The sequence below is a fragment of the Amycolatopsis nalaikhensis genome (genome assembly GCF_030264295.1).
In the GTDB taxonomy this organism is placed as follows: domain Bacteria; phylum Actinomycetota; class Actinomycetes; order Mycobacteriales; family Pseudonocardiaceae; genus Amycolatopsis; species Amycolatopsis nalaikhensis.
The window spans coordinates 2,177,060-2,193,433 of sequence record NZ_CP127173.1 but is presented as its reverse complement, the minus strand read 5'-3'; the positions used below and the strand labels follow the sequence as shown (position 1 = coordinate 2,193,433).

The following is a 16,374-nucleotide window of genomic DNA, read 5'->3' as shown; positions in this document are numbered from 1 at the left end:
GCCGGGTCCGGGTCGGATACCGTCGCGCGCGGTGACCCCACTCGGCCCGGGAATGAGTAGCGCGGACACCGCGACCCGGGCATCTTCGGTGGTGATCAGTGGCGCGGTGTCAGAACCGACGGCCCACGAATTCCTTTCAGGCATAGGAAAACCTCCGTCTCACATCGCGGTGTTGTGCACGGTCACCGACAGGCGCGAGTCGGAACTCGTTGCGGCAGAAGCAAAAACGGCTTGTACTTCGCGGTCGGGTGGGAAGCTGAACCACCCGCGGGTGAACAGGCGGTCGGAGGCCGAGACGTTGCTGCCGACGAACAACACGGTTCGGGCGAGCGTGTCGACCTCGACGACTTGGCCGGCCGGGATGATCCAGTCGGGATCGAACTCGAGGGCTTGCCCCGTGTCGCGCCGGGTGATGGAGGGGCCGCGGACCGGGCCGGCGATGCGCCAGACCGGCCACGCCTCGGCCGTGCCGGTGTTGGTCCAGGTGATGACTCCGCCGCGGGCGGCCGCGCCGAACGGCATCGGGAACCGCACCGGGAAGGCGAGTCCGCCGGAGCCCACCGCGCCGAGCGTGGTCGAGGCGGTGTAGCCGGGCAGCTCGAGCAACCGCGGATCGGTGGCGACCCACTGCACCGCGCCGGCGACGTAGCCGGCGTCGTAGGCGAGCCCGGTCGGCACCGACCGGCGAGTGCACCGGGCGAGTGCCTGCCAGGTCCGGCCGGCGAGCCGGATTACGAGCGGTTCCTCGTCGGGGTTCTCCGTCGGCGTGGTGGCCGCGCGCAGCAGCTCGACGGCGGCCGCGTACTGCTCGCGCGTGGCGCGCCGCGCCGAGATCACGAACGAGTAGGTGATCGTGCGCGACTGCGCGAGCAACTGCCCGGGGAACGCGCCGTGTTGTCCGGGCCGGTCGACGTCGCCGCCGCGCATCTGTGGCAGGTCGAGCCATCCCTCGAGGGCGCGCCATCCGTACGCCGTGCCGGCGCCGAGCAGGATGCCGCGCCACTCGAGTTGTCCGTCGCGGGTGATCAGGTCTCCGGCAGCCACTACCCACCCCCGCGGCTCAACCAGTCCAGCTCGCCGGCGATGTCGGCCGGCGACTGCGCCGGCGTCGCGTGGAACTGGTCAATGTGCACGGTGGGTCGGCTCGCGGTTGCCGCGTAGGCGCCGGCCGCGCCACCGGTGCCGGCGTTCGGCGCTCCGGCGAATGCGAGCGCCGGCGTGGTCAGGCCGGCCGCCATCGTGTCCGACACGCGCGTCGCGAGATCGGACGCCGAGCGCAGCGCGACGCCGGCCGCCTTGTCGATACCGCCGGCCAGGCCGGGCGGAATCCACCGGCCGATTCCGGCGAACACCGTCGACGGCGAGTTGATCCCCAAAATGTCTTTTGCCCATCCCGGGAGCAAGTCGCCGAAGAACCCGAGCACCTTGTTTTTGAGCCAGCTCGCCGCATTCTGAATCCCGTTCCACAAACCGGTGAGCAAGTCGCGTCCCGCGTTCAGGAGAAGCGAGCCGAAATTGCCGAGTCCGTCGAGTACGCGCCCCGGCAGGCCGCGTAGCCAGTTGACCAGCTCGGCCGCCTTGCCGATCGCAGCCCGCGTTAGATCTCCGAACCAGGCGGCCACTTTCCCCGGCAGGGAGCCGAGCCAGGCGACCGCGTCAAGGACCCAGTTCACCGCGGTACGGACACCGGCAACGATGGTGTCCCAATGCTTGATGATCAGCCCGGGAAGTGACCAGTTCAAGAACAGATTGACGATGAAGTCGACCGCGCCGGAAATGAAATTTCCGATCCAATCGAGCGCGGCGCCAATCGCGTTCTTGATCGTGTCCCAATTCGAGATGATCAATACGGCGAGAAGCGCGACGGCCGTTGCGATCAAAATAAACGGGTTGGTCATCATCGCTACCCGCAAGGCGTTAAAAACCGTTGTCACTGAGCGAAAAGCGGTCGAGAGGCCACCGATAAGCGTCGTGAGCGGACCGGCGGCCACGGCGACGGTGGCAAACCCGATCGCCAGGGGGCCGAGCCACGTCATGTTGTCGGACAGGAAACCGGCGAGCATCGCCAGAAGCGGGCCGGCGACCTGGAGTGCGGCGGCGAGAACGGTGCCGATCTGGCGCGCGAGCGTGGCCAGACCGGGAGCCAGGGCGACGACGGCGGGCTCGAGCGACGTCACGGCCGAGGCCAGTCCGCCGGCCAAGCTCTGCGCGACCGCGGCGACCACTGGGGCCAGGGCGGCGAGCATGCTGCCCAGCGGCGCGACGGCGGGTGCCAGGGACGCGAGCGCGGCGCCGAGCTGCGGGCCGAGGGTGGCTAGCGCCGGGCCGACGTCGGAGACCAGAACGCGCCCGATCTCGGCGAACACCGGGGCCAGGCCGCGGCCGGCCGCGGCGATGCCGCCGAAGACCTGTTGTAGCAGGGTGGCGCCCTGCGCGGAGGTGAGGAAGTCCCGCACGGCGCCGGTTGCCTGCACGAGCACGTCGAGGGTCGACGCGCCGTTCGTCGACATCGCCGAGAAGACGGCCGAGATGATGCCGCCGACGTTGCCGGCGAGCTGGCCGAGCTGCTGTAGCGCATTGAGTCCGTTGCGCATCCACGCCTCGAGCTGCCCGGACTCGCGCGCCGCGGCGATGAACGCGGCGAACCGCTCGGCGGCCGAGCCGGCACCGGTGGTGAGGTCGGCGAACACAGTCGAGCCGACGGCCGCGACGTCGCGGAAGACCTGCGCGAGTGGCTGCGTGACCTCGGCCAGGTTCGACACCGCGGTCGAGCTGTTGTCGAAGATCGTCGCCACGTCGCGCCCGGTCTGCGCTTCGCGCAGGAACGCGGCCAGGCCGGCGGCGCCGACGCCGAAACTCGAGGCGACGTCGGTCATACCGCGCTTGAGAATCGGGAGGTACTGCGCGCCGAGCTGGCGCACCACGTCGCCCCATCTCGGAGAACAGCTCTTGCTGTACCGAGCGTTTGACCGCGTCCCACGCCGGCGCCAAGTCGCGCACGGCGTTCGCCGTGTCGCGCGCGGCGGGGGCGAGTTTCGCGGTGGCCTCGGCGAACTTCGCCGGATCGTCAATCGCCTTCAAGGCGTCGCCGAACCCGGACAACCCGACCTTGAGCGACGCGAGCGCGGCACCGCCGGCGACCGCGGCACCGGGCAGGATCAGCAGCGCGCCCGAGGCGGTGACGATGCCGCCGCCGAGGGCACCGAGCGCGCCACCGGCAAGGTTCGCGGCACCGGCGAGCGCGCCGACCCTGAGCGCGCTCGCGCCCGCGGAGAGCGCCAGGTCGCGCGCGGACTTGCCCGCGCGCATGAGCGCGTTGTCGTAGACGTCGGTGTCACGTGCTGCGGCGGCGAACCGGGCGCGGGCCTGCGCGAGCTTGCCGGCGACGCCCTTGTCGTCGATCCGGAGGTAACCGACAAGCTCGCCGATGGTGAGCGCCACGGGGACCACCCCCGTACCGCTATTCAGTTATGGGTGGAAAAGTGTTCTACAAGTGCAAGCGAGGTCTAGCTATTTAGAGTTGGCCGCCGCGTGGGCAGACTTCTCTATACTTCGAAATCTTCTAGCTCTTTCTTTGGCGGATTCCATGTTCCGCTTGCGTAGTCGATGAGTCGCTGGATTCGATCGGGAGGCCAGGGGTCGAATTCCTGGTCGGACTTCCATCCACACGAAGAGCATTCGTCGTAGAGGAAGGTGCCGAATTTTCCCTCGTGCTCTACGAGTCCGCTGCTCTCTTCGGCTAATTGGTATGAGTCGCAATTCGGGCAACGCTGCTCGTCGGGATTCTCGACGCGAATTCGAAGCAAGGTAAAGATCTTCAAGATTTGCTGTGTAGCCTCAAGCACTATCTCGGCGTCGCTCTCGGTGGCGTCGACGTAATGCTGAAGCCACACGGTCATATCCCAAGTTTTTTCTGCGAGCGTTTTCATGTACGAACGGAGCTTGCTCTTTTTTGTCAGGCTCCTGGAGAAGATCTCAAACCATTGTTTGGCGCTTGCGTCTTTGGGGCGCTCTTCGGGTTGTTGTACCCAGTCGGCGTCCGTGTAGTCGCGGACCAACGCTAGAAGTACTTCACGGCAGCGTATGCCGACGGCCTGAAAATCTTCTGCTTCCTCTGCGGTGGCCATCGCCTCGACGGCTCCAATGTATCGCCGCCATGACCTGCCGACATGCTCGGTTTGCTCTTCGTTTGGCTGTACTTTGAATTGTTCTTGGAGAACGATGTTGAGGCCGATATGGTATGTAAAAACTTGATCAAGACTCTTGAAGTCATTTTGTGAGTAAAGATTCGTCATGTCAGTGATGACCCACCAGCGCTGACCGCTGGACATCCACACGTCGTAGAGGTCGTGAGTCCGCCCGGCTAACCGCCGACGGCCCACCTTCTGTACTAACGTGACTTCATCCTGCGACTCTCGCGGTGTCTGAGATGCGACGTACTCGCGGATATCGCGTTCTTCACGCTCGGTCATCGAGGTCATCGACAGATTGTTGCATCTACCAGGGGTTGTTCTGTCAGGCTCGGTCACTCTCGGGGTACAGCGCGCGACGTAGCCGGCTCGCGTCGGTGGAGAACAAGCCGGCGATGCGGATGCGCAGCCAGCGCCACGAGCGGGCGCGCAGCAAGCCGGGCACCTCGAGGTCGAGCCCGTAGACCTCGTGCAGGTCTAGCTCGACGAGCGACCAGCGCGCGAAGATGTCCGACCAGCGCGGGCCGTCGCCGGCGCCGCCTTCCGTGTCCGGGTCGTACCACTCCCGGATGCCCGTTGCGGGGTCGATCGGGCCGCCGCGCGACGGCTCGCCCGATTCCCCGCCGAGGCTTCCGGGCGGCCGCCGGCGTTCCAGTACGCCTCGGCGGCCTCCGGGCTCTGCGTGTGGTGCAGAAACGCAGTCATGCCGGCGACCTTGAACCGCGGCCACGCGACACCGTCGGCGACCATCTCGTCATAGGCCGTGCCGAGCGACTTGCGGTACATGTCGATTTCCTGCGCGTCCGACAGCAGCTCGCCGCCCGGTTCCGGCACCGACAGATCGCCGGCGTCGGGGTCGTCCTCGTGTGCCTTGACCGCGGCCGCCACGCCGAACATCCAGTCGTGAAGCCGCTGCAACCTCAGACCGGTCTCGGCGTCGACCGGCGGAACGGCGTAGACCTTGCCGCCGATGGGCAGCTCGAGCCCGCCGTCGAGCAGCTCGTCGAGATCCCGATACGCCATCACTTACCCACGCTCATCGATGCGACCGAGGCACCGCCGGCCGGTTGCGTGGTCACGGGATTGGCGACCTCGAGCGGCTCGCCTTGGCCCAGCAACGTGAAGTTGAACGGCTCGAGGTCGGTCGTCTCGCCGCCCTTGGTGAACTCGGACACCTGCGCGTAGCCCTCGGACGCGTCCGGCGAGCCGTCTCGGCGGTACCACCGCACATGCACGTCGGCCGAGAAGCCGACCTTGCGCGCGGCCTTGCGGATGAACTCCTGCCCGGGGTCGGGGGTGTAGACGGTCGCCGCGGTGTCGCGCTTGCGCTTGCCCTCGGCCTCGACCTTCCATTTCCGCTGCGTGATGACGTCCGCGCCCCACCCGGGCGCGTCGTTGGTCGAGTCGTCCTCGGTGTTGTCGTCGGTGCTCTCCGAGAAGTTCGACAGGCCGCGAACCGGCGTCCACTGCGGAGTAGTGGCGCCGCTCGCGGCCGTGTCGACGTCGAGCGCCCAATCGCTGGCGAGCATGGAACGTAAGGCCATAGAAACTCCAATTGACTAAGGGTATGGGATGCCGAGATCCATTCGCATTCGCGCAAGCATCTTCATGTTTGCGGCGGACATCTTCGAAATCTCGTCGCTCAGGTCGGCGTCGGGATTTCTTGCGCTCATGTACTCGTCCACGCTTTTTTGAAAGAACTCTGAATAGACGTTGACGGCCGAAGCGTACGCGTCATACACGTCCTTTGGTGCCATGAGTCTAAGTCTGGGGCGAAATTTCTTGATTTTGTCGCTGTTCTTGGCGAATTTCTCAATCGAGGTCATAGTGTCCTCGTGTGGGTAAACTTTACTGTCGATCTTCAAGCTAAGGTTTGAGTTCTTCTGAAATAGGTTGATTAGTTCGACGTAGATCTCAACCTTTATATCCCGCCAGATGGCGGCGCGCCTGAAGGCTTCTTCTTGTAAAACCTTGTTCTTGTCGCGCCAGCCGTTAATGACTTGCCCGAGAAGGACTCCGACTAAGCCGATGGCTCCGACAATAATGGGAACCCAAATCGGGACTTGTGACGTCTGCATGGGGATATACCGTAACCAGCTCGGTTCACGGCCGGTACTTGGTCGGGTGGTGTGCCCGAATCCGGTAGGTGTCGGTGTGCACGTAGCGGCCGTTCTGGTCGGTGCCGCTGGGGTTCGAGGTCTCGCGGGTGACCAGGTGGACGCCGAGCCCGAGCTGGTGCTCGCCGGCGCCGGCGAGCGCGTCGAATGCGGCGTCGACGAGGTCGAACAGGTCGCGCGGGTCCTGGTCGGCGGAGCGGAAGCGGATGCGCAGGCCGTACTCGGCGTCGGCGTCGGTGTCGTGGGTGAGGGGGTAGAGCAGCAGGGCGAGCGCGCGCGGCGGGTCGGCGGGCAGGCCGCCGAACACGATGCCGGTTTCGTTGGCCGCGTAGCCGGCGTCGGCCCGGTAGGTTCCGACGCCGGCCGCGGCGAGGTGGCGGGCGATGAGGTCGCCCAGCTCGACGACAAACCTCATGAGCGGGTGGCCTTGCGGATCTGCGCGGCGATGATCTGCCGGGCGACGTCGATCTCGTCATCGAGTGCGGTCTCGAGGTACTTCGCTTCGCCGTCTTCGTGGTGCCAGGTGGTCTCTTCGTGCTGGCGCACGGCGTACTCGGTGTCGAACGAGACGGCGCCGGTGAGTCCGTCGGTGGTCGCCGTGCCGGTGTTGCGGAGCGCGCCGGTGTCTTTGGGCGCCCGATTTACGGCGACGCTGCGGACGTGCTCGGCGGCGAGCTTGACGCCCTTCTCGGCACTGCGGGTGAAGTCCTCGAGGACGTGATCGCCTTGCCAGTGAAACTCGGTCTTGAGCCGCACGGCGGGTACCTCCTTTACGTGAGGGTGATCTCGAGGTGCGCCGGCGCGCTGGGGTGGTCGAACGTGCTCGCGGTGATCACGGTCGCCGTGCGTTCGGCCGGCGCACCGGGCCACACGGTGACCTCGGAGCCGGCCGGTACTGCGGGGCCGGGCCTGGTGATCACGGTCGTTTCGCTGATGGTCTCGGCGCCATCGGTTGCGCGGACCAGGCGCCGGCGGTCCTCGACGTAGGCGCGGCGGACGGTGAACGGTCGGCCGAAGGTCGGGCCGTACGCGCCGGTGCCGGTGTAGGGCTTGATGGTCACGGTGTGCGGGAGCAGGAATGCGGGCATGGTCAGCGCCACCGGGCGACCTCCTGCTCGACCGGGCCGTCGCCGAGCAAGCCGGCCGCGGTGAGTATCTGCATGGCCTCGGGTGACAGCCGGGCGGCTTGCGCACCGCTCGGTGTGCCGGCGGCCGCGGTGGTCGCTCGGGTGAGGTTCACGGACCCGATGCCGGCGGAGGTGAATCGGGCGGCTGCGCCGGAGTCGTCGCCGGTGTCTTCCCACCACGCGACGGTGGCGCACGTGGCGTCGCGTACCGCCGCGCGCACGTCCGGGTCGGCCGGGTAGCCGGCCGGGTCGGTGAGGTAGACCGCGGTGACGAGCAGCCAGTCGACGAGCTGTGACGCGCGGGCGAGCTGCCGAGTGATGCCCTCGGGTGGGGTGGTGAGGTCGAGCCAGTTCGCGTAGTCCTCGGCGGTCGCATACGTGCGTGCCACGGCGACCCCCTCTCGTTCGGTGGAAGCCGCGGCCGGCGCCCGGTCGGGGGCACGGGTGCCGGCCGCGGCGGCTACTTCGCCGGCGTGCGGCGGCTGGTGCGCTTCGTCCCTTCCAGCTCGGCCGGAGCGTTCGCGGCCGGCGTCTCGTCGGCGGGCGCGGTGTCGGCCGGCGGGTCGTCGACGGCCGGCTCGGCGGGTTCGACATCGTCCTCGACCGGCGTCACGGTGTAGCCGTGCCGCTGGAAGTAGGCGACCGCGTTCTCGTCGTCGGTCTCGCCGCGGCCGGCGGCAAACCGGACTCCGGCGACGGTGCCCGTGTAGTCGGCGACCGGGGTTTCGATGATGTGTCGTGGCATCACTGCACCTTGATGTTGCGGAAGACGGCGGCCGCTTTCGTGGCCTTGAGCGCGACGGCGACCGGGCCGGCTTCACCTCGCCCTTCTTGACCGCGCCGGCGACGGTGAAGTCGGGCAGCCAGCTCTCGACGAGCTGCGTGCCGACGGTCGCGACCCCGTGGAAGCCGTCGAGCCCCACGCGGTAGGCGTAGAGGTCGGTGAGCCCGGTCGCTGCGGTGCCGCCGACGGTCCGGCCGAGAATCGGCACGATCGGGTTGTTGGTGCCGGCCTTCGCGCCGGCGTCGACGAGCAGCACCCCGCCGTAGGTCTCGCGGACCACCGGCCGGCCGTTGACGCCGATCAGCCCCTCGACCGGGTCGCGGGTGTACATGCCGGCGCGGCGCGCGGCCGCCCGAACTCGAGCAAGCGACTTCGCGTTTCCGATGACCACCGACGGAGCGCCGTCGAGCAGCGAGAGGAACTCGTCGACGGCGTCGAGCGCCTTGTGCTCGGCGCGCGCGTTGGTGTCGAAGTCGGTCCAGTCGGTGACCTGACCGGCGCGAAACTCCGTGGTAGAGCCCACGAGCGCCTTGTCGAGCCCGTCGAAACCGTTGCTCTCGACAGCGGTGTCGCCGTTGATCACCGCATCCTGAAACCGGGTGTTCGCGGCCTTGATCTTCTGCGACATGTTGAGCGACACCGCGGCGGACGCGGCCGGGCCGACCTTCGCGATAACCCGGTCGACCTCGAACGCGCCACCGAGCACGGCCAGGTTGACCGAAAACGGTGCGGTGGTGACGTTTTGCGGCGCGTACTCGGAGTTGAGCGCGCGGAAATCCGCGGTCGGCTGCGTGATCAGCCGGCGGTACCCGTAGGTGAGCGTTGCGCCCCCACCGGAGGGGTTGACGACGTCATCGAAGATCAGCGAGTCGAGGATCGCCGACTCTTTCCGGAACTCGTCGATCACGGCCGGGTCGTAGTCGGTCTGTGCGTTGTTCTTGGCCTCGGCCAAGGTCACGGGCATGGAACTCTCCTAGATGCTTAGTTGCCGTAGTGGCGGGAAATGGCGTCCGTGAGCGACTTCGCAGCGGGCTTCTCGCCGGACCCGCCGGCGTGCTGCCCGCTGCTGCGCGGCGGCACCTGGCCGGCGGCGCGCAACTTCGGGTTGCCGGTCACGGCCTTGGTGATCGCCGCGCCGACCTTGTCGGCGAAGTCGGCCGCGGTGGGGTCGAGCTGCTCGACCGCCGAGAGGAACGCGCGCGAGTCGACCAGCGCGGCCGGGTCGGCGCCGAGCGGGCCGGCGGACTTGAACACGGCCAGCTCGACCGCGGCGGCGCGGGCGCGCTGCTGCTCGGCGGTGACCTGCTCGGCGAGCTTGGCTGGGTCTGCCTTGTCGTCGTCGCCGGCGACCAGGCCGAGGGCCTTGCCGATGTCCTGCGCGAGCTGCTGCAGCGCCTCGTCGGCCGCCTTCGTCTTCGCGTTCGTGCGGTCCGCGGCGTTCTCGGTGCGCAGCTCGCGCACCATCTTCGCCAGCGTCGCCGGGTCCAGCGCGGCGAGATCGTCCGCACCCGGCTCGGTCGGCGCCGGTGCGCTCGGCTGACCGGCGGCCGGCGGCTGCTCCCCGGTCGCGGGGTTGCTGGTGGTGCCCGGCTCGCCGGGTGTGCCGGTCGGTTCGCCGGCCGGGGTGATGGGTGCGGACACGGTTGCCTCCTGGGCGGTCGTGAGGTGGGAAAACTTGGCACCTGGCCAAGACAGAAACCTTGTCTCGATTCTTGACAAGGTTTGCGGAGAGCTTTAACGTTGTCTCGTTCCAAGACGACGTTTTGAGGGGATCGCGATGCAGGCACTTTTCGAGGTCGCGCCGCTGCTCGAGGCCGAAGCGCTGCGCAAGCACATCGCCGACCAGGTCCCCGGGCAGGTCGACATCTGGGAAGCGTGCGCCGAGGTCGCTGCCGAGCGCGCCGTCGTCGCCCCGGAGCCGTTTGCGTGGCCGGAGCCCGTCGGTGCTCTGCCGCTGTACGTGCGCGACGAGCTATTCGGCGGAGTGGTGCTCTCGTGAGCACTGTTCGCTACCTCGGCATGAACGGTCTGGCCGAGCGCCTCGGCGTCACGCGCCACGCTGTCGACAAGTGGCGTCGTCGTTATCCGGCAGACTCGGCGCACCCTTTCCCCGAACCTGACGTCGAAATCGACGGCGGGGTGCCGGGTTGGTTGCCGGAACGGCTGCCGGAGATCGAGCTATGGCGCGAGGGGATGCCGGGGCGCGGCGCTGGTGGCGGCCGGCCCACGCTGCGACCCGCGGATGAGCCCGGAACCCCTACGCGCCCGGCGTTGGAAGAATGGGAGCGAGACCTACTCGACGGCGGACCGGGCAGCGATTAGCCGATCAGAGGTCGGGCAAGTCGTGCTCAGCGGCGTAGGCGGCTTGCCCGTTCTGATAGGCCGTTCGCCACACGCGCGCGAGCGTGAGCGGCCCGCGCTCGGCGTTCGCTCGGTGAGCGCGCTCGGCTGGTGTCCGTGGGCCGAGCCACTCGGGCGTATGCGTTGGTGCGTAAGGGTTTGGCGTCGGTGGCGCGAGTCCGTAGCCGGCCGCGTAGCCCTGTTCGCGGGCGGCACGGACCTGCTCGGCGGTTATTGCAGCCACGACTCACCCCCGGTGCGGAACCGTTCGCCGTTGCCGCCGCCGAGCTGCTCGGCGACGAATTGGTCGAACGTGACCCTACCGTTTTCGTCCCACCACTGCTTTAGCTCGTCGGACGCCCAACGGCGGGCGTAGTTTTCGTTCTGCCGCCACAGGTTCCGCGGGTCCAGTCCGGCGCGTTGGCCTTCCGGCGTGAGGAGGAATCCGTTGGTTGCAGCCTCTGCGGCGAAGTAGTCGCGTTCGAGGCGGTCGGCGTAGGCGGCGCGGGCGAGTTCGTCGAACCCGCGGCCGCGGTAGCCCTCGCGCCGAAGTCGGGCGATGGCGTCCTCGCGGCGCATCTTCTCGACGTCTTTGTCGAACACCTCGGCGTACGCCTGTTCGTAGTCGAGACCGGTCTCGACGAGCCGGTCGACCTCGGCCCACTTCTCGGCGTCTGGGTCGTCGGCGACCGCGTCGGCGTACTGCTGGTCGGCTTCGCGCCGGTCCAGCTCGGCGAGCACCGCGGCGACCGCGTCCTCGTCGTCGCCGACTTCGGCGAGCCGGTCGCCGAGCTGCTCGTCGGACAGCTCCCGCAGGTCGACGGGCGCGGCCGGCGGCGCGATACGCCGTTCGATCTCGTCGCGTACTGCCTGGTGCGTCCGGCTGACCTGACCGGGCTTGCCGAGCAGTTCGGCGCGCTCGGCGAAAACCCGGTCGGCGACGGCGAGTTCGTCGTCGCTCAGCTCGGCCGGCGTGCGCTGCTGCGCGGCGAGCGCGTCGGCGACGGCGTTGTCGGCCGCGGCCTTCTCCGCGGCGAGCCGTTCAGCCTCGCGCCGGCGGGCCTGCTCGGCGGCGATGGCGTCGAGCAGGTTCTGCTCGGCGCTGCCCTCGGCAACCTGGTCGGCGAGCTGGTCGCGCCGGCGCTCGGCGGCCCGGAGGTCGCTGTGTCCGAGGTTGACTTGCTCTCGGTAGCGCTTGCGGTTGAGCCCGGTCCGCTTCACATGTTCGCGGATCTCGGTTTGCGTCTCGCGCACCCGGCGCTCGGCGGCCTGGCGCTCGTCGTCTGTGAGCGCGGCCGCGGCCTTGCGCTTGTTCTGGCGCACCTTGCGCTCGAGCGCGCGCAGGTCTTCGCGGTCCTGCTCGGCCTTGGCGTCGTGCTCGCGGATCTCGTCGAGCTTGGTCACCCCGGGCAGGTAGGGCACGAACTGATGCCGACAGTTCGGGTGCATGAGCCCCTCGAGCCGCGCCTGCTCGACGGTGGCCGCGACGTCGACGGTGACCGTCTCGTCGGTGAGGGTGTGCTCGACCTGGCGCTCGCCGGCCGGGCCGGACAGCGCCAACACCCGCCCTTCCCAGCGGGTACAGAGCCGGCAGGCATGGCGCGAGCGGGTGATCGTGACCAGCTCGACGCCGGCGGAAGCCATGCGAGCGAGGTGCCCGTCGTTCCACGCGCGCCCGGTCGCGGTGCGCACGGCCATCTCGACGTAGCTCGCGAGATTCCAGTCGCGGCCGGCGCGGTCAACGAACCCGGTCACGCCTTGGGCGGCGAGCCGGTCCCACGCGGCGCGCTGCGCCGAGTGGATCGTGCCGGTACCGAGCAACTGATCGGGCGCCGCGGCGGCGACCGCCGTTTGATAGGCGTCCTGCTGCCAGCGCAAGACGCGCAGCGGCAGAGCCTCGAGTCGGCTGGTGAGGTTCGCGGCGAGGATGGCGGCCGCCTGCATCCCGGGCACTACGCCGGCGAGCTGCTCGAGCTGCTCGGACGACAGCGCGCCGAGTTCGGCGAGCTGCGCGAGCCCTTGCTCGGCGCCGGCCTGCCACGCGGCGAACACGGAATCGGCGGCCGCCTGGCCTGCCTGCCCGGTGACCTGCGTAGCGATCCGCTCGGCGGCGAGCCGAAGCTCACGCGCCGCGGCGGCCTTCTGCGCGGCCCACTCGGGTAAGTCCTGACCGGCGCGGACGCGGCGGGCGATGTCGCCGAGCAACCGCGCCTCGGCCTGCGTGTACAGGGCGAGAATGTCCGCGGCGAGCTGCTCGACGACGTCGGCCGGATCAACTCCGGGCGGGGGTTCCCACGTCATCGGCGGCCCCCTCAACCTCGTCGTCGCCGAGTGCCGGCGAGTCGGGGAACTGGTCGGGCCCGCGGAACGTCGCCGGATCGGGCACGGTCCGGCCGGACTCGGCGAGGATGGCGGCGACCTCGTCCCGCACTTGGTCGTCGTGCCAATCGGGGTGAACCATCCGCACCCGCACGTCGGTCGAGGCGGCCTCGGCCGCGCCGAGTGCCTGCACCGTGCGCGCGAGTGCTTCGGGGTCCGGTTGCGTCCGGTCGGGAAACTCGACCTTCGGCAGGTCGGACACAATCGCCGTGCCACCGAAGACGGCTCGGTCGATCTCGACCAGCGCGGCGGAGACGTGCGCGAGCCCGGAGGCCCAGTAACGGGCCTTCTTGTCGCGGGTCCGGTTCGACAGCTTCTCGCGGGCGGTGACCTCGGTCGCGGTGATCGACGCGTCGCCGTCGTTGTCGCCGAGGGTGGCCAGTGAGTAGCCGGCGGCGCGGAGCGCGGTCCGGGTGATGTCCTCGGCGGTGTCGCGGTGCTCGGCTACCCGGATGGCGAATTGGTGCGCGGAGACGGTGAGGGTGTCCGAGCCGCCTCGCGACAGCGCGTTCAACTCGGTGTAGACCTCGCGGTCTTCGTCAAAGCTCGCCCCACGGCCGGCGCCGTTGTCCTGCAAGTACCCGGTGGGCACCAGTAGCCGCGCCTTGGCGATCCGAACGTCGCGCATCCAACTCGTGTAGACCTCGTCGAGCGCGTCGAAGAGACCTTCGACCCCGTCGAAGTCCGACCGGCCCAGCGGCGCGAGCTGCGGCGTGCCGCGCCACACCCGGTTAGGGCGGACGTTGGGCACGTACGCGGCGGCGAGCCGGTCGGTGCCGGTGGCGATGCTGCCCTCGGCGTCGACCAGCGGCGCCGCCCACTCGGTCACCGGGTCCTCGGTGAGCGGCACGGCTCGACCGAGTTCTGTGTCGGTGCCGACGTGCAACGCGTGCACGATCCGCCCTGGTTCATAGCGCTCAAGGTGGCGCCACACGGCCGGCCCGTCGACGCGCACCCGCGTGTAGAAGGTGACCGCGGCCAGTTCGCCCCAACGCCATTCGGGCACCGCAGCGTCGGCGTGGACGGCGTCAAGCATGGCGTGCTCGGCCACGTCGGCATCCCAGACCACGCGCAGGTAGGCGCCGCCGAGCGCCGAGGCGATCTCGGCCGCCTCGAGCAACCGCGAGTGCATCGCCGGCGAGTTGAGCGCGAGGTCGAGCCGAGCCTGCGCCGCGGTGTCGTCGACGACGATGCGCGGCGGTTCGGAGAACAGGAGGTCGGCCGCCGCGGTCGCGATGTCCGCGGCGAGCGGCACATGCAACCGCTGTCGGGTCTGACCAATCGGGACCGGGCGGCCCCAGAAGAACCGGGCGAGCCCGCCCACCAGGCCGCCGCGGAAGGTCGAGGGCCGGAGCCGAGGTGTAACAGCGCGCCGGCGTTCACCGGTGTAGATCTCGACGAGCCGCTCGGGATCACCGGTGTACCAGGCATCCCACTCGCGCATACGCGCGAGCGCGTCGTCGAACGGCGGGGGAGGCCACGAAGACGGCATGACACACCCCCTTTCACCGGAGCAGGGAGAAACGTGGGATTCATCAAGCAGGCCAAGGCGGACAACATCGCCAAGGAGGCGCACGACGCGTTCGCGGCCGGCCGGTACTTCTTCGCCGCTCGGCTGAACTGGCCGGCGACGCACCACTATTTGTCTGGCGAGGTCGCCGACTGGTCCATGCAGATTGAGGCGATCGAGCGCGCCGGTTGGGTTCTGTCCGAGTGGGCGGTCGGCCAGGACAAGCAAGGCAGACCGGAGGCGTACCCGGTGTTCAAGCGGCGGCGAGAGCAGGCCGCCAGAGCGCCTCAGTAGTCGTCACGGCGTAGCGGCCGCCGTCGAGCGAGTGATCAGCGATCTTGATCGGCTTGTCCTCGCCGGCGGCGGTCGCTTTGTCGTCCCACGAGTAGCCGGGTACCTCGGCGATGAAGCCGCGGCACCGGTCGGCGACGCGCAACCGGTCCTCGGCGAGCAGGCTCGACACGGTCCGGATGCCGTAGGCGACGTCGTTGTCGGCGGCTTGGGTGAGCACGCCGTCGGACTGAAGTTGCACCCGGAACGACGCGGCGGCCGGGTCGACGACCACGAACTCGGGCCGGCCCTGCTGGCGCGGGTGGTGCTCGAGGTCGAGCCACTCGCGCAGGCCGGCGGCGAGCTGGGAGTCGGTGAGCCGGGTCCGTGCGTGCGCCGGGTCGTGGCGCCACTCGTCGACCAGGTACAGCCGGCCGTCGGTGCCGAGGCCGAGCAGCAGCGCCGCGGTTGCGTTCGTGGTGCCGTAGTCGACGCCTGCGGCGAGCAGCCGCCGCAGGTCGGGCAGCTCGGCCCACGGTACGACGTGCCGGTCGGGGTCCCACATGTCGAACACGGCGCCTTCGGCGGCGACCCATTCGCCGAGGATGAACCGACGGAACCACAAGCCGGTGTACTCACGGCGGATGCTCGCCCGGTACTCGGCGGACAACGAGGGGTTGTCGTCGAGGGTGAACGCGAACGAGCGCCAGTCGGGTAGCTCGGCGAGCCGGTCGAGGTAGTCGTGTTTCAGCCAGTGCGCGGGGTTGTCGGGGTTGGTGGTGCCGAACAGTTGCGCGCCCGGAGCCGACATGCGGCCTAGTAGCTGCTTGAAGAACTCGCGGGCCACGACGGTGACCTCGTCGACGTACGCGCCGGCGCACGTGAGCCCGCGCAGGACTTTCTCGGCCTTGCTGTCGGAGGCGCCGAGCACGAACACCTGCCGGCCGAGAATCCAGCCGGACGGGGCGCCCGCGGTGTAGCGGACATGGTCGGCGACTGCGCCGAACAGGGTCGGGTCTTGCAGCGGCGCGAAGACGTTGCGTGCGACCGAGTCGCGGGTGCGGCCGACAACGACGAGTTGTCCGCCGCGGGGCGCGTGCGCGACGTAGATCAACCAGCGCAACAAGCTCGCGATCGTCTTTCCGCTACGAATTGCGCCCGACCAAATGTTAACCCGAGCGCTTGAGTGGTGGAGTGACGCGATTTGTGGTTCGGACAGGGGCAGGTGGGCCAATGGTGGTCCTTTCCGCCCATCTTCTCTCCCGTCACGTCAGCCCTTGATAGGTTGGGGACATGGGTGGAGCGAATCAGGTTGCTTGGGCGAGTCTCGTTGTGGCCGCGTTGTCGTTCGTGATTGCAGCATGTTCGCTGCTGTGGCAAATCTTGTCATGGATTAATTCGGGTGCGCGGCTGCGCGTTAGAATTGAAGGAATCGGCGAAGATGCCGCAAACCCAAACTATCCAGATCTAGTGTCCAAGACTATGCGCGTAATGGTTCTCAATAAGGGTCGGCAGGCTGCCACGGTGCACGACGCCTCTATTCGCGTCCCGCATTTCGTCGTTTGGCGGTCCATCGCCTGGCCGTTGGAGATCTCTTTGCTGTTGGCGCGTCCGGCCCGGCGCCATACGGAGTGGGTCGTCCGAGAAAAATTGAGAT

General features: G+C 68.6%; 17 protein-coding genes. 3 read left to right on the top strand and 14 right to left on the bottom strand.

Translation table 11 applies throughout. The features are described 5' to 3' along the window. Positions 1 to 159: 159 nt before the first annotated feature. Positions 160 to 1,044, bottom strand: coding sequence for a phage tail family protein (locus QP939_RS10695; RefSeq protein ID WP_285456512.1), 885 nt, complete (start codon positions 1,042 to 1,044; stop codon positions 160 to 162). Beyond that, positions 1,044 to 2,924 (bottom strand): phage tail protein, encoded by a 1,881-nt coding sequence (locus QP939_RS10690; protein ID WP_285456511.1) that lies wholly within the window; start codon positions 2,922 to 2,924, stop codon positions 1,044 to 1,046. The genes QP939_RS10695 and QP939_RS10690 overlap by 1 nt, the downstream gene beginning before the upstream one ends. A gap of 25 nt (positions 2,925 to 2,949) precedes the next feature. Here QP939_RS10690 and QP939_RS10685 point away from each other — a divergent pair, with 25 nt between their 5' ends. Then, positions 2,950 to 3,510, top strand: coding sequence for a hypothetical protein (locus QP939_RS10685; RefSeq protein ID WP_285456510.1), 561 nt, complete (start codon positions 2,950 to 2,952; stop codon positions 3,508 to 3,510). A 35-nt stretch (positions 3,511 to 3,545) separates the two neighbouring features. Here the strand turns inward: QP939_RS10685 and QP939_RS10680 are convergent, their stop codons facing one another. From QP939_RS10680 to QP939_RS10640, 9 genes are all read right to left on the bottom strand, one after another. Continuing rightward, the gene (locus QP939_RS10680; RefSeq protein ID WP_285456509.1) at positions 3,546 to 4,481 is read right to left on the bottom strand and encodes a hypothetical protein; all 936 of its coding nucleotides are present in this window, start codon (positions 4,479 to 4,481) and stop codon (positions 3,546 to 3,548) included. Between the two features lie 186 nt (positions 4,482 to 4,667). Beyond that, positions 4,668 to 5,213 (bottom strand): DUF7426 family protein, encoded by a 546-nt coding sequence (locus tag QP939_RS10675; protein ID WP_285456508.1) that lies wholly within the window; start codon positions 5,211 to 5,213, stop codon positions 4,668 to 4,670. Next, positions 5,213 to 5,719, bottom strand: a complete 507-nt coding sequence (locus QP939_RS10670; protein WP_285456507.1) for a phage tail tube protein — start codon at positions 5,717 to 5,719, stop codon at positions 5,213 to 5,215. The genes QP939_RS10675 and QP939_RS10670 overlap by 1 nt, the downstream gene beginning before the upstream one ends. A gap of 30 nt (positions 5,720 to 5,749) precedes the next feature. After that, entirely contained in the window at positions 5,750 to 6,268 is a 519-nt protein-coding gene (locus QP939_RS10665; RefSeq protein ID WP_285456506.1) for a hypothetical protein, read from the bottom strand. Between the two features lie 25 nt (positions 6,269 to 6,293). Further along, positions 6,294 to 6,722, bottom strand: a complete 429-nt coding sequence (locus tag QP939_RS10660) for a minor capsid protein (protein WP_285456505.1) — start codon at positions 6,720 to 6,722, stop codon at positions 6,294 to 6,296. After that, positions 6,719 to 7,063, bottom strand: a complete 345-nt coding sequence (locus tag QP939_RS10655) for a hypothetical protein (RefSeq protein WP_285456504.1) — start codon at positions 7,061 to 7,063, stop codon at positions 6,719 to 6,721. The genes QP939_RS10660 and QP939_RS10655 overlap by 4 nt, the downstream gene beginning before the upstream one ends. A gap of 14 nt (positions 7,064 to 7,077) precedes the next feature. Then, on the bottom strand, positions 7,078 to 7,407 hold the full coding sequence (locus QP939_RS10650) for a hypothetical protein (RefSeq protein ID WP_285456503.1): 330 nt from the start codon (positions 7,405 to 7,407) through the stop codon (positions 7,078 to 7,080). After that, positions 7,398 to 9,182, bottom strand: coding sequence for a major capsid protein (locus tag QP939_RS10645; RefSeq protein WP_285456502.1), 1,785 nt, complete (start codon positions 9,180 to 9,182; stop codon positions 7,398 to 7,400). Before QP939_RS10645 ends, QP939_RS10650 begins: the two co-directional genes overlap by 10 nt. A gap of 17 nt (positions 9,183 to 9,199) precedes the next feature. Continuing rightward, positions 9,200 to 9,859 carry a hypothetical protein gene (locus QP939_RS10640; RefSeq protein ID WP_285456501.1) on the bottom strand — a complete coding sequence of 220 codons (660 nt, stop codon included), beginning with the start codon at positions 9,857 to 9,859 and terminating at the stop codon, positions 9,200 to 9,202. Positions 9,860 to 9,995: 136 nt separating this feature from the next. Here QP939_RS10640 and QP939_RS10635 point away from each other — a divergent pair, with 136 nt between their 5' ends. Continuing rightward, positions 9,996 to 10,217 carry a hypothetical protein gene (locus tag QP939_RS10635; protein ID WP_285456500.1) on the top strand — a complete coding sequence of 74 codons (222 nt, stop codon included), beginning with the start codon at positions 9,996 to 9,998 and terminating at the stop codon, positions 10,215 to 10,217. Next, a complete protein-coding gene (locus tag QP939_RS10630; RefSeq protein ID WP_285456499.1) occupies positions 10,214 to 10,540 on the top strand; it encodes a hypothetical protein in 327 nt (108 codons plus the stop codon). Before QP939_RS10635 ends, QP939_RS10630 begins: the two co-directional genes overlap by 4 nt. A gap of 249 nt (positions 10,541 to 10,789) precedes the next feature. Here the strand turns inward: QP939_RS10630 and QP939_RS10625 are convergent, their stop codons facing one another. From QP939_RS10625 to QP939_RS10615, 3 genes are read right to left on the bottom strand one after another with little or no spacing between them, the layout of a single operon-like run. Then, entirely contained in the window at positions 10,790 to 12,859 is a 2,070-nt protein-coding gene (locus QP939_RS10625) for a phage minor capsid protein (protein ID WP_285456498.1), read from the bottom strand. Further along, positions 12,831 to 14,675 (bottom strand): phage portal protein, encoded by a 1,845-nt coding sequence (locus QP939_RS10620; RefSeq protein WP_285456497.1) that lies wholly within the window; start codon positions 14,673 to 14,675, stop codon positions 12,831 to 12,833. Before QP939_RS10620 ends, QP939_RS10625 begins: the two co-directional genes overlap by 29 nt. A 25-nt stretch (positions 14,676 to 14,700) precedes the next feature. After that, positions 14,701 to 15,951, bottom strand: a complete 1,251-nt coding sequence (locus QP939_RS10615) for a PBSX family phage terminase large subunit (protein ID WP_285456496.1) — start codon at positions 15,949 to 15,951, stop codon at positions 14,701 to 14,703. Positions 15,952 to 16,374: the final 423 nt, after the last annotated feature.

What these genes read in the sequence shown, in the direction of transcription:
- QP939_RS10625 (WP_285456498.1), bottom strand. Translation starts at nt 12,859, where the DNA reads ATGACGTGGGAACCCCCGCCCGGAGTTGATCCGGCCGACGTCGTCGAG.
- QP939_RS10675 (WP_285456508.1), bottom strand. Translation starts at nt 5,213, where the DNA reads ATGGCGTATCGGGATCTCGACGAGCTGCTCGACGGCGGGCTCGAGCTG.
- QP939_RS10645 (WP_285456502.1), bottom strand. Translation starts at nt 9,182, where the DNA reads ATGCCCGTGACCTTGGCCGAGGCCAAGAACAACGCACAGACCGACTAC.
- QP939_RS10660 (WP_285456505.1), bottom strand. Translation starts at nt 6,722, where the DNA reads ATGAGGTTTGTCGTCGAGCTGGGCGACCTCATCGCCCGCCACCTCGCC.
- QP939_RS10670 (WP_285456507.1), bottom strand. Translation starts at nt 5,719, where the DNA reads ATGCTCGCCAGCGATTGGGCGCTCGACGTCGACACGGCCGCGAGCGGC.
- QP939_RS10665 (WP_285456506.1), bottom strand. Translation starts at nt 6,268, where the DNA reads ATGCAGACGTCACAAGTCCCGATTTGGGTTCCCATTATTGTCGGAGCC.
- QP939_RS10635 (WP_285456500.1), top strand. Translation starts at nt 9,996, where the DNA reads ATGCAGGCACTTTTCGAGGTCGCGCCGCTGCTCGAGGCCGAAGCGCTG.
- QP939_RS10680 (WP_285456509.1), bottom strand. Translation starts at nt 4,481, where the DNA reads ATGACCTCGATGACCGAGCGTGAAGAACGCGATATCCGCGAGTACGTC.